The sequence below is a fragment of the Clostridium thermobutyricum genome (genome assembly GCF_000371465.1).
Classification (GTDB): Bacteria; Bacillota; Clostridia; order Clostridiales; family Clostridiaceae; genus Clostridium; species Clostridium thermobutyricum.
Genome location: NZ_KB850959.1, coordinates 75,353 through 87,304, shown reverse-complemented (window position 1 = coordinate 87,304; position 11,952 = coordinate 75,353). Strand labels below are relative to the sequence as shown.

Here is an 11,952-nt window from a genome sequence, read left to right as displayed (position 1 = left end):
AATATATAATTATTGTAACTTTCCTCCCATTTATTTACTAAATGAATAATTATACATTAACCAATTATCATCTAACAATCATTATATAGTAATAAATTGTTATATAGCAATTATTATTATTTATACATTCTGTTAATAAACCTTTAACAAAATAACATATATGTTGTTTCAAAATAGATACTTCTTTATATATCAAATAGTTATTTTTACAATTATATTTACATCTAAAAAGAAAAAGCTTAGAAAACATTAGTTATCTAGGCTTTTTTTATTTTAAAATAAGTATATTTTTAAATCATATTAAAATAATTTTAATGTTCTTTACGCTTCATTTCATTCTTTTTACGTCTTGCTTCCTCAATTTCTTCTTTAGTATACATAGTTTTAATCTTTTTCACTAAATTTATCGCTCTAAAAATATTAAAAGCAAATATTATCACTAAAACAATTACTACTACTCCATTAATCTTACCTAAAAAACTTTCAATAGGATGCGGTTCAAATGAATTATTTATTGAATTTCTTAAACCTATTATAGTTATCATTAATACAATAATAAAAATAGATAATATCTGATTTATTTTCTTTATATTTTGAAATTTTTTATTTATAATCCTTGTTTCTTTTTTTCTTTCGTCCAATTTTATCACATCCTATCTATTGCTTAATTATTATTTAGTAAAATTATTATTTATGTGTTTTATAGATTTATGTCTCGTATCTTCTATCTCTTTTTCTGTGAACATATTTTTTAATATGCGTAATATATTAATCATTTTAAAAACATTAATAAGCATATATATAATCATAAATATAGACATTATCATTAGCAATACTACATCTAGTATAATTAGGAATTTTATATTTGTTCCTATAAAATTACTAGCAAATAAAGCAATTATAACTATTGATATTATACTTATTAATATTAATACCATATTCTTTCTATTCATTTTATCTCCTCCTTATTTTTAAAATAAATATATTTTTTATATTTTGTAATATTATTTTTCATAAAACTCTTCCTCTTATTTTATATAATAAATTCATTCTATCTGCTACTAATATATAATGACTCTATTTGACCATCATTATAAACATTAAATACAGAAATTCCATAAATATCTTTATTATTATCATCTATAGATTGATTTTTAGAATTTGAATATGCTAAGTATGCTACTGTTATATAATATCTATTACCATCTTTTATAATAACTTCAGACGATCTTGGTAATAGCATTCCATTATTAAAAGGAACTATACTTTTATCATTCAAAGCTTTATCTGTATACTTTATGCTATCTGAGTCTGAAATTTTATTTTCAAATTCTCCTGAGTTAGATTTATATTGATCTAAATTAGCCTGTAAAACTCCTTTTAATTTATTATTATCTATTTGATTTATTTGATTTTGTATTTTACTATAATCTTTATCCCCATAATATATTTCTTCTAATATTTGAGCTGGTAATACTGTAAAGTTTGTACTATATGTTGAAAGTTCTTTTATATTTTTTGTAACTAAACTTTTCGAATTATTACTATCAGGATTATAAAGTTTTAACCCTAATAAAATTATTATTAATATCCCAACAATAATAAAGAATGTTTTCTTCATTAGTTTCACCCCTATACATTATCTCCATTAATATATAATCTATATTGTAAACATGTCATCCATGGTCCTGTTGATCCGTCATTTAAATATATAATAAATTTCTCATCTTATTTTACCTTCACTTTATATACTGTTTTTATTACATCATTTGTAAAGTAAAATAGAATTTATTTCTTTAATATAAATTGTTCCTTTTTAGCAGAATTATTTCCATAATTACTATATGCAGTTATTTCTCCATCAGATTTTATTCCACAATACATTGAATTTTTATTGTCAACTAATTCAAATTTATCATTTATATTACCAACATTGAACTCATTAAATTTATTTGAATGATTAATCATAAATATTGCAAAAGAATCATTATAAACATCTAATAAAATATAATCAATTGTTTGCTTTTTATCTTTATTAATTTTAACATTTTCATTATAATATTTAACTAAAGTACTTTGATTTAAGATATTAGGATTATATTTTCTAATTACTATTTTCAATGGTTCAATATAATTTTTATGATTTATTTCTTTAGTAATTACTTCATCTGAAATACCTGGATATTTTGTATCTTTAAATATATCTTTACTTATTCCTTCATGTTCTAATAATTGTCCTTCATTAATATTTCCCACTCTTTTATTAAAAATTTCAGTTTCTTGATTTGTTTTTTGTGTATTTTTCAAACCTTCAGTTTGAACCTTAGAAATATTCTTAACTTCTTTACTTTCAACCTGCCTATAAACTACTATTACTCCTATAATTATTAACAATAATATTATTATAATTAGTATTTTTTTACTTTTCATTTGTTTTCCCCCTAAAAATTAAAATCATGTTAAATTTTAACATGATTTCCTATCTTTTTTTACTATTCTATTCATTATTCTAGTTTTATTAACATTTTAAATAATAAATATTATATATAAAATTAACTCTAGATAAATTTAACTTAATGTAGTATAGATAACTTTTATTCATCCTATATTGATTCAGAAACTAATAATAAATAAAGTACAAATTTGAACATATTTAAAAACTTATATATTTTTAACTATAAAAAGCCAATTTAAAAGGTATACCTTTCTAAACTGGCTTTTATAATATACTTTACATATAAATAGTAATTTTATTACTTAGTATTTTTTCTTATCTTAACCTTGTATACTCTCTTTAAAATTATATATATTATAATAATAAGTAAAAAATAAAAAATATTAAAAAATCCAACTCCTAAGTTATAAATTTTAATAAATTTAGGGACAATCTTATCAAATTCAAAGCTACTTGGTGTTATAATAGCATAATATAAAATATTTAATACTACAGTAGCATCTAAAACCCTTAAAATCCAAGTTAACCCTTTTAAAATTTTACATAATCTTTTTAAATTTTCATTTGAAATTCTTCTTCTCATCTAATATTTATCACCACTCTAATTTATTAAATAATTATATTTTATATATAATTTAAAATTTTACCTAACTTATAATTTTAATATTTATATAAACATTAAATACTGAAATTACATAAATTATATGCTCATTTCTTAACTATGATAACTAGTTAAACTTTTTACTTTATTAGCTAAAATAATTATTTCTTTCTTAATACTATCTTTTTTATTTGAAGTTTTTGATTCTTGATTAATGTTATCAATAATATTCTGTGGAATCCCCAATATAAATGGAGGTGTATTATTATTATTCATATAATATAATAATTTTACAATTTCATTTATATAAGTTATAGATTCCTTTTGATTTTCACTTATTGGATTCATAGAGTAAACATAATATTTTTTCATAAGAAAATTAATTATGTTACCGTGAATTTGATTTATATCTTCACTATTTTTACTATTACTCACTTCATTAATTACATTGTTAATAAACTTATTAGTAGTATTATTATATTCAATCAAATTATTATAAATCTTATTTTTATTTAATCCAGAATATTCTTTACTTGGTATATTGTAAGAATTTGGTATAGGATTTTTTAATGTTACATCCTCTCCATTTTCTTTTATTATATTATCAGAATTAAAATACTTTAAAATACTTCTATTTTCAATTGGCCCAAAATAAGTATTTTTATATACATATATTCCTCCAATTAAAATTAACAAAATACCTATTATTAAAATAATCCATTTTTTATTTATATACATAAATTTCTCCCAAAATATATTTTTATATATTTTAACAAATATTTATTAATAAATTATAAAAATATTATAATTTATTAACTCCTTGTATAATAACGACTCTAATCGTTCTTATTGGTTGATTAATAATAAAAAAATAATCACAAATTATTTAAAGTTAAATAATATTAATTACAAAAATTTTTTCAGTAAATTTTATGTAATTTTAAATTTAAACTTAGAATTTAATCTAAATTCTATAAAATGTAGTTGCAAAACTATTTTAATTCTAAATAAGAATTGAAATATAATTTGATTATGTAATTAAATAGAGATATTATTTTTATAGAGGTGATTGAAATGGCAGATATTATAGATATATTAAATAATCTTAATAAACTAAGAAAAAGCCAAGAATTAAGCACTTATGAGCTTTCAGAATTAAGTGGCATATCACAGTCAACAATAAGTAAATTAGAAAATAACAAAAAAAATTTAACCGTTGAAGAATTACAAATTTTACTTAATTGTATGAATAGCTCTTTAGAATCATTTTTTTCAATTGATACAGATTATGATAAAAATTTAATAAATAATTTCAACTTATTGTCTATATCAAATAAAAATTTTGTTCAGGATTTAATTTCAAAATTTTTGATTGAGCAATCTAAATTATCAAAAATAAAACCACCCAAAAATATATTAATTACTGGAGCTGTTGGAGCAGGAAAATCATACAGGATAAAACAAGATATTAAATCATATATATTAAACTTTTGTACTTCAGTTCCTAACATATACTTTTTCAGTAAATGTAATTTTGCGTATGATTTGGAAAATAATTTAGATGAATATTACCCATCTTTTTTTTCAAGTTTTTTAAAAGAAAAAGATTTAGAAAAATTTATCAACACTCCTATAAAGAATAAAGAATATTTTTTTGATAAATTGAAATTACTTTTAAATAAAGAAAAAAGAAAGTCCGTCATTATAATGGAATCCCTTTATATTCCAAGCATTAATGATGATGAAATTAAAATATTCAAAAATTTTCTTATGGCAAAAAACTTTAAAATTTATATAACATCACAGGATGATAATGTACTTGATGATTTTGGATTCGAAGTTAATTCTTTAATAGAGCATTGCTCTTTAATTAGACATTATTAACATATTATTTTATTAATATAAGTAAAGCTGATAGAAATATAATCTATCAGCTTTCTTTTGTTTTTAAACTTTTAATCACATAATTTTTGTTACACGCTTTTATAAATATTATAATACAAAAATTTCTACATTTTATAAATATGAAAATTTTTTACATTTTTTTCACATTAATATTTGTATGTTTTGATATAATATTGTTGTGAAATTTTTTCCTTAAAATATATGAGACATATTTCATATAATTATAAAATCCAATAAAAAAGCTATAAAATTAACATAATGATTTTATAGCTTTTTTATTATTCTTTTTTAAGAATAATATTTTATATAGAAAAATTTTATAGGATAATTAACCCTCTTATTATATAAATCCTATATAGCAATAATTTATTTTATTGTAGATTGTTCCACTTGCAATTAATATATATGATATTAGGGTTACTAAAATAAAAATACCTTCTAGTAATTTTCTTTTATGTAAGTTCATTTAATATAATCCTTTCTTAAATATCAAAAGATATAATCCAATTAATAGAGTATTTATAATAATTTACATATAAACATAAAGTTTATCAATAAGATAAAATAATAAACTTATTCCAATTCCAAATATCCCCATACACATAGCCATTTCTAATATTAAAATTATTATAGATTTTAATTCATTATTTATTCAATTAAAGTTATTTCTTCCTCGTTTGTCCCTTCTGCAATCTTATCTGAAATACTAAAATTTTCACCATCTTTACATCCTTCTGAATATACTTCAGAAAAACCTTCGAATGAAGTATTTGTATTTATTGTTTTGGCGAATTTTATTTGATTATGGGCATCAACAACCTCTGGATCTTTTTGTATCACTAACCCCCATTCTTGGTTTTTTCTTTTTTGTTCTTCAAACATATAGTCAAGACCTTCTATAAATCCTAATGCATAATCATTTTCTAATCCTCTAGTGCTATATCCATTTTTATTATAATCATATCTTAATTTTCTAACTTTGCTATTTATGCAGTCTACTGCATACTCTAAAACTATATTACATACCAATATATCCTCTTCTCTTCCAAAGAAAACTATTTTGTGAGTTCTTCTAGTCCTAAAGTAATAATAACATCCAAAGTTTTCAGCTATAACTTTTGCTAATTTAGCTTTCCATTTTGCCTTTGTAAAAGACACCTGGCTTATATGTTCTTTTATATTACTATTATATTGTCTAAACTCTTTTACTTCTTTTATAGATAATTTATTTTTTATAAGTAGCTCTTGAGCCTTAAGTAAAGCTGATTTAGCTTCACCTTCATTACTGCTTTCACTTAGAGCCAATAGTTTTTTTATTTTTAAAATAATTTTGTCATTCAATCTAAACACCTCAAAATATTTAAAATATTAATTTTAATATATTATATTTGTTTATAAATATTATTTATATTCTTACTATTTATATCTTCAAAAACTTATTTAAATCTATAAATAGATTGCTCAAATTTCATATTCCCTATTTTGGAAATATTGATGATATTATTATTCATTCCTTGTATTCTAGTGGCTTCCCCAAATGCTCTATTATGTTCTTCATTAGCTAACTTTAACAGTACACTTTCAATATCACAATAAGTTTTCTAATGATTTTGTATATTCTTCTTTATCTATATCTTGCATAATTTTCTTCCTTCACATTTTTAACATCTTGACTTTCACAATAAAAAACTCTATCACATAAATTTTATAAATTATTTTATTGAGATTGCATTATTTAATCATCATCATCACTGCAAGATGAGAATGAACTAGATGAGTTCTCCTCTTCTTCTGAACTTATACTAGATGATGAACTATTACTAGAACCTGAACTTTCTTCTATACTGGAAGAGCTTGAAGCACTATTATTTTCATCTTCATTTGAATTAGATGTATTAGATATATTATTGGAATTACTACTTTCAGCCTCTTCTTCTATATCTGAGCTTATTGTACTATTAGTATTTATATCTGGCTCTTCTTCTTCTCCATTGCTATTCTTATTATTATATTTATCTATAACGGTCCATCCTGAATTTCCTGAATATAGTGGTGTATCTGTGAAGTACAATGGTGTATATGAATTATTCATCCAAATATAAGCTAATAATATATCAAATCCACTTATATTATCATTAGATACTTTATATTGTTCTGACCCTTGATTTTGGTTAGCCTTATTTAAATAATTAATTACATTATTTTTATTTAAAAATACTATTTCTAGATATCCCCCATTGTAGTTAGGCATCTTAATCCCTTTTAGCATTGCTATTTTAGGATCTATATAAATATTTCTATTAGGTAGATTAGGCTCTTTATTTTTTACAACTTTAGCTGAAACAAAAATATCTTTTTCACTTTTAACACCTAACTCCTTTTCTATTGAAGGTATATTTAATTTAATATTTCCTTCATTTATATAATCTTCAAAGTTCTTTATCATTTTCATTTTTAAAGCATTATTTAATTTATTAGTAAGATTACATTCACTAGAAAATTCATTATTTACATTTTGAAATGCGTAAAATCCAGTAAAATTTAGATTTAAAATTTCATTTGCAATAATACCTTTTACTTGTGATACTCCTTTTATTACAATTGCTGCATATATATCTTTGTTATATTTATTATTTAATTGTATTTTTTTTAAATGTGGAGCTGTATTAATTTCATTAATTGCAATTTCAACATTTTCTTGAACTCTTTTGTTATATTCAGAAATACATTTATATATTGTAAATCCTATAACTCCTATTATTCCTATAATTACTATTACAACTATTGTTTTAGCTGTTATTCTAAATTTTCTTCTTTTATTTTCATGTTTTTTTTCAAAATTATAATTTTCTTCATCATACATTTTTTTAACCTACCTTATATTAATATATATTTATACATATATATTATCACATTTGTTTATTAATAAAAATAAACAAAGTTTTATTTTATCTTTTATAAAAAAAACTATTAAATATATCTTGAAAAAATATATTTAATAGTTTTTTATGTTATATTTTTATATTGTTTGTTCTAATATTATTTTTTAACTTTTTCTATTCTTATATTTAAAGATATCTATAACAATACATTTATCTACGTCATTATCCTCTTCATTATTTTCTGTGATTAATGTTTTATATAATGTATCATTTTCTGCAATTAAATTATTCTTTGCCTCTATTTCTTTAATTAATTTACTTATTTTTTCTGCCGCTACTCTCCTATCAAGTTCTAAATAATGATTATATCTATTATTAGTTATATTATTAGCTTTTCTATATAGTTTATTTAAATATCTTAATTGTTTATCTGTTGCCTTAATATATATTTTCCTGTCATATCTATATATTTTAAATAAGGAATCTAATTCTTTAGATAATGTGGTTTTATTAAAATTAGCAAGTATCTCTTCATTAGATAGAGGTTCTTCATTATATATTTCTTTTCTTAGACGGTTAAATGCTGATATTTGTAGTTCGGATATTGGACCTTTTAATTCAACTGTATTATCCCAGTTTAATTCAGAATATTTTTCTATTTTATTGTAAAGTTTATAATTTAGATATTCGTTTAATTCATCAACATTTTTATTACTTAATTTAAAATCTTTATAATATATATATCCGTTCTCTTTATATAAGTTATCTTTTTTCCATTCTTCAAAAATTTTATCTGAAACGTTTTCTTTCATTATTTCAATTATATCTATATATCTTATTTTTTTATTTATAAATAATGATATACTTACCTTTGCATTTCTTATTGCTCTTTTATTATCTATATCCATAATTACACTCCTTCTTATAAATATCATTTATTATTTCAAAATTTACATTTAATAAGTTGTGCTATAGAACTTAATAAAATACTTTAAATAATTATTTTAAATCTACAATTATTTTAGAATTTTCAACTTTATATCTAAAATTATTTCTATATAAGAAATCTTGTAATAAATCATTAGGATTTTTATTAACTACTAATGTTCTAGGACATGTTGGGTTTTTATATAAATACCCATCTCTTATTAATCTTTGAATGTGTTGATATACAGTAGAAGTTGAATGTAATCCTATAGCTTGTCCTATTTCTCTAACTGTTGGAGAGTATCCATATTCTAATGTATAATCATTAATGTAATTTAAAATAGAATCTGCTGTTTTTCCTAACTTACGTTTCTCCATTAATTTCACCTCATTTAGTTCTTAAAAATTTTATTTGTAATTATTATACACAGCTTTTACCTTATATTAATTCTTGTAATTTCAAATTTATTTCTTTTATTTTTTCATCTGATATATTGCTTGAATTAACTATAATTTTAGGTTTATCCAATATAACAACTGAATTATCTTCATTTATTTGTTGATTTATAACAGTTATTGCTATGTTATATTTTCTAGCATCATTCATTACGATATTTATTAAATAATAAAGTGTACTATTATATCTTAAAGGTATTTCTTTTTTCCCTTTACAAAAAAAACACTCAATTTCCTCTATATCTCCTGTTCCATCACATATAGGACATATCATTTTATCTATTTCTTTCCTAAATATTATTTTATTATTTTTCTCAACAAAAATAACCTTATCTCCAGTATCAATTCCTAACATCTCACATATTTCTTTAGGAATTGTTATTTGTCTTTTTCCTGTTACTTTTGCTGTTACTTTAATTTCATTTCCTTTAATATTTTCATTTATTTTCACAATTAAAAATCCTCCTAATCATCTTTTTAATAAATTTTTATTTGCTTTATATTTTTATAATAACACTTTCTCCTTGATTTTCAAGGAAATTGACTGAATTGTAAATTCTTATTATAAATAAAAAATAAATCAATATAATTGATTTATTTCTAAAAGAGTTTATTTTTTTCAATTTTCTGGTATAATAAGGGTATATAAACAAGGAATTGTTTCAAGAGTTGGTTTTAAAATTGTAATAAAAATGTTTTTAAGTAATATTTATGCCCGTAAATATTACTTATTTTTTATTACTATTGTTTTTTGATATACTATCTATTTCAAAAGTTATATTTGACTGTGATTTATCTTCTAAATCTTTATTATGTCTAAATCTCATTTCATTATCTTTATCACTAGCAACAACAATTTTTACTATTACTATTAATGAAAGCATTATAATTGCAGTTACTATTATGACTGTATAAGCAACCATTATATCATCTCCTAATCTGTTATATCCCTGTTTACTACTCGTTCCTATCCATATTGTAAAACATTTATTTAAAACAAATTATATGGAGATGATTAAAACCCTAAATAAAGTTTTTTACTATGTAAGCATATCATATTTTCACATTTATTATTTTAGTCTTTTCAACTATATAAAATTAATATAAAGCCATTATATTAAACATTGGCACTTTAATAATAATGGCTTTAAGAATATAGGGAGATATTCTATAAAAAGAATATCATTTTGTATTGAGTAGTATAAATTAAGTAATAAATTATGTCAATATATGTTTAATTTATAATGTTTTTTATATTTTTAAAAGGGGGATTAATTTAAAATTTAGAAAAATTAGTATAAAAAAAGACCTACCATTTGGTAGATCCAAGAAAAGATATTAATCATCGACTTTAAGCTACTATATATAGTATATTACTAAAATTTACCTTTGTCTAGTTCATAATTACTTAGTATAACTTTTAATTTTTTTCATAATATATAAATAAGTATTTATACTTAGCCTTTTATAAAATATTCAATTCGTTCTCGAAAAATAAAAAAGTCATTTATTTAAAAATGAATGGCTTTTTTATTTATTAATTTTGTATAAGTTATATACTAATGTTATAATATCTTTGAAAATGTTTACTTAAAAATTATTTTGGAGGTACTATCAATGAATAATCTGATTGTTAAAAAAATTAGTAAATGTCTATCTAAAGTTTTAGATGTATATAGATATTTTAATAAAGATTAGATTATATTATTTTTATATTTGATTAAATATAAAAGTAAAACTCATTACTAAAATTAATTTAGTAGTGAGTTTAAATACATATTATAAATAATAATAAAGCTTAGTTTATTTATTATAATAAAAGTTATAAAATTATTGTTTACCTTCATTTCTTTCATTTAATATATTACAAATCAAAGCAGGAGAACAATTAAATTCTTTTGCTAATTCTCTTACGGTTGGATACTTGCCATTATCTTTTTGCTGTAAGCTTTTATTTCTTATTAAATCTTTTTTATCTTCACTAAACTTAACTTTTCTTCCTAATTTTTTCAATTTTTTATTAGCACAGTCTAATTCATCTTTTAGTTTTTCTATCTTTAATTGTAAATATTCTATAGTAACTTTTGAATCTGGAGCTGTATATAAACTTAAATTTGGGATTTTAAGTTTTTGTTCTTCAAAAAGTGCTTTAATATCATTAATAAATTGTAAAGCATATTCTTCTTTCAAACCACGTGAACTTATTCCATCTCTTCTACACTTGTACTTCATTTTTATTATTTTATTTTCTATGAAATTTATAATATATACTAATAAAATATTACATATGTAAGTATCATTTTCTCTTCCTAAAAAAAATATTTTATTTTTTTCTTTATCTATATAATAACAACTAAAGTTTTCAGCAATAACTTCTGCAAGTTTCGATATCCATTTACTTTGTTTAATTGTAATTTTATATTCTTTTATATTGATTTTAAGGCTTTCTTCTTTTAAAGAATATTTATACTTTAAAAATATATCCTGTACTTTAATTAAGTTAGTCTTTGTATCTACATCATTATCTGATATAGTTAACAATTCATTTATTGCTGATATTATTTTGTTACTCATATATTAAATCTCCTGGATATTAAATATTTATTTTCTTATATTATATCATATTTGTTTATAAATATAAGAAAACATTTTTGCATATTATTTTAGTAATAAATTATATATTATCTATTTTTTCAATTATCAGTTATTTTTAGTTCATCAATTAA

At 20.4% G+C, this 11,952-nt stretch carries 14 protein-coding genes; 1 reads left to right on the top strand and 13 read right to left on the bottom strand.

The genetic code is table 11. The features are described 5' to 3' along the window. Window positions 1-311: 311 nt before the first annotated feature. The 6 genes from HMPREF1092_RS15870 to HMPREF1092_RS15845 form a co-directional block, all read right to left on the bottom strand. Window positions 312-641 carry a hypothetical protein gene (locus HMPREF1092_RS15870; RefSeq protein WP_002599710.1) on the bottom strand — a complete coding sequence of 110 codons (330 nt, stop codon included), beginning with the start codon at window positions 639-641 and terminating at the stop codon, window positions 312-314. A 30-nt stretch (window positions 642-671) separates the two neighbouring features. Further along, on the bottom strand, window positions 672-953 hold the full coding sequence (locus HMPREF1092_RS15865) for a hypothetical protein (protein ID WP_002599709.1): 282 nt from the start codon (window positions 951-953) through the stop codon (window positions 672-674). A gap of 98 nt (window positions 954-1,051) precedes the next feature. Further along, window positions 1,052-1,621: a hypothetical protein gene (locus tag HMPREF1092_RS15860; RefSeq protein ID WP_002599708.1), complete on the bottom strand. Its 570-nt coding sequence runs from the start codon at window positions 1,619-1,621 to the stop codon at window positions 1,052-1,054. Between the two features lie 167 nt (window positions 1,622-1,788). Then, on the bottom strand, window positions 1,789-2,430 hold the full coding sequence (locus HMPREF1092_RS15855; protein ID WP_002599707.1) for a hypothetical protein: 642 nt from the start codon (window positions 2,428-2,430) through the stop codon (window positions 1,789-1,791). 323 nt (window positions 2,431-2,753) lie between these two features. After that, window positions 2,754-3,038, bottom strand: a complete 285-nt coding sequence (locus HMPREF1092_RS15850) for a hypothetical protein (RefSeq protein ID WP_002599706.1) — start codon at window positions 3,036-3,038, stop codon at window positions 2,754-2,756. Between the two features lie 132 nt (window positions 3,039-3,170). Then, complete coding sequence (locus HMPREF1092_RS15845; protein ID WP_002599705.1) at window positions 3,171-3,794, bottom strand: hypothetical protein; 624 nt, start codon at window positions 3,792-3,794, stop codon at window positions 3,171-3,173. 336 nt (window positions 3,795-4,130) lie between these two features. Here HMPREF1092_RS15845 and HMPREF1092_RS16880 point away from each other — a divergent pair, with 336 nt between their 5' ends. Further along, the gene (locus HMPREF1092_RS16880) at window positions 4,131-4,940 is read left to right on the top strand and encodes a helix-turn-helix domain-containing protein (protein WP_002599704.1); all 810 of its coding nucleotides are present in this window, start codon (window positions 4,131-4,133) and stop codon (window positions 4,938-4,940) included. 669 nt (window positions 4,941-5,609) lie between these two features. On the opposite strand, the gene HMPREF1092_RS15835 is transcribed toward HMPREF1092_RS16880, so the two are convergent. The 7 genes from HMPREF1092_RS15835 to HMPREF1092_RS16680 all read right to left on the bottom strand — a co-directional run bounded on the left by HMPREF1092_RS15835 (window position 5,610) and on the right by HMPREF1092_RS16680 (window position 11,800). Further along, window positions 5,610-6,311 (bottom strand): DUF2786 domain-containing protein, encoded by a 702-nt coding sequence (locus HMPREF1092_RS15835; RefSeq protein ID WP_423219197.1) that lies wholly within the window; start codon window positions 6,309-6,311, stop codon window positions 5,610-5,612. A 385-nt stretch (window positions 6,312-6,696) separates the two neighbouring features. Continuing rightward, entirely contained in the window at window positions 6,697-7,824 is a 1,128-nt protein-coding gene (locus tag HMPREF1092_RS15830) for a hypothetical protein (protein WP_002599702.1), read from the bottom strand. Between the two features lie 183 nt (window positions 7,825-8,007). After that, window positions 8,008-8,751, bottom strand: coding sequence for a hypothetical protein (locus HMPREF1092_RS15825; protein WP_002599701.1), 744 nt, complete (start codon window positions 8,749-8,751; stop codon window positions 8,008-8,010). A 91-nt stretch (window positions 8,752-8,842) separates the two neighbouring features. Beyond that, window positions 8,843-9,148, bottom strand: a complete 306-nt coding sequence (locus tag HMPREF1092_RS15820) for a LexA family protein (RefSeq protein ID WP_002599700.1) — start codon at window positions 9,146-9,148, stop codon at window positions 8,843-8,845. A gap of 61 nt (window positions 9,149-9,209) precedes the next feature. Next, window positions 9,210-9,677: an AbrB/MazE/SpoVT family DNA-binding domain-containing protein gene (locus tag HMPREF1092_RS15815; RefSeq protein ID WP_002599699.1), complete on the bottom strand. Its 468-nt coding sequence runs from the start codon at window positions 9,675-9,677 to the stop codon at window positions 9,210-9,212. A 277-nt stretch (window positions 9,678-9,954) separates the two neighbouring features. Continuing rightward, window positions 9,955-10,149, bottom strand: a complete 195-nt coding sequence (locus HMPREF1092_RS15810; protein ID WP_002599698.1) for a hypothetical protein — start codon at window positions 10,147-10,149, stop codon at window positions 9,955-9,957. Window positions 10,150-11,056: 907 nt separating this feature from the next. After that, window positions 11,057-11,800: a DUF7168 domain-containing protein gene (locus HMPREF1092_RS16680; protein WP_002599697.1), complete on the bottom strand. Its 744-nt coding sequence runs from the start codon at window positions 11,798-11,800 to the stop codon at window positions 11,057-11,059. Window positions 11,801-11,952: the final 152 nt, after the last annotated feature.

What these genes read in the sequence shown, in the direction of transcription:
- HMPREF1092_RS16880 (WP_002599704.1), top strand. Translation starts at nt 4,131, where the DNA reads ATGGCAGATATTATAGATATATTAAATAATCTTAATAAACTAAGAAAA.
- HMPREF1092_RS15860 (WP_002599708.1), bottom strand. Translation starts at nt 1,621, where the DNA reads ATGAAGAAAACATTCTTTATTATTGTTGGGATATTAATAATAATTTTA.
- HMPREF1092_RS15855 (WP_002599707.1), bottom strand. Translation starts at nt 2,430, where the DNA reads ATGAAAAGTAAAAAAATACTAATTATAATAATATTATTGTTAATAATT.
- HMPREF1092_RS15810 (WP_002599698.1), bottom strand. Translation starts at nt 10,149, where the DNA reads ATGGTTGCTTATACAGTCATAATAGTAACTGCAATTATAATGCTTTCA.
- HMPREF1092_RS15820 (WP_002599700.1), bottom strand. Translation starts at nt 9,148, where the DNA reads ATGGAGAAACGTAAGTTAGGAAAAACAGCAGATTCTATTTTAAATTAC.
- HMPREF1092_RS15830 (WP_002599702.1), bottom strand. Translation starts at nt 7,824, where the DNA reads ATGTATGATGAAGAAAATTATAATTTTGAAAAAAAACATGAAAATAAA.
- HMPREF1092_RS15845 (WP_002599705.1), bottom strand. Translation starts at nt 3,794, where the DNA reads ATGTATATAAATAAAAAATGGATTATTTTAATAATAGGTATTTTGTTA.
- HMPREF1092_RS15850 (WP_002599706.1), bottom strand. Translation starts at nt 3,038, where the DNA reads ATGAGAAGAAGAATTTCAAATGAAAATTTAAAAAGATTATGTAAAATT.
- HMPREF1092_RS16680 (WP_002599697.1), bottom strand. Translation starts at nt 11,800, where the DNA reads ATGAGTAACAAAATAATATCAGCAATAAATGAATTGTTAACTATATCA.
- HMPREF1092_RS15865 (WP_002599709.1), bottom strand. Translation starts at nt 953, where the DNA reads ATGAATAGAAAGAATATGGTATTAATATTAATAAGTATAATATCAATA.
- HMPREF1092_RS15825 (WP_002599701.1), bottom strand. Translation starts at nt 8,751, where the DNA reads ATGGATATAGATAATAAAAGAGCAATAAGAAATGCAAAGGTAAGTATA.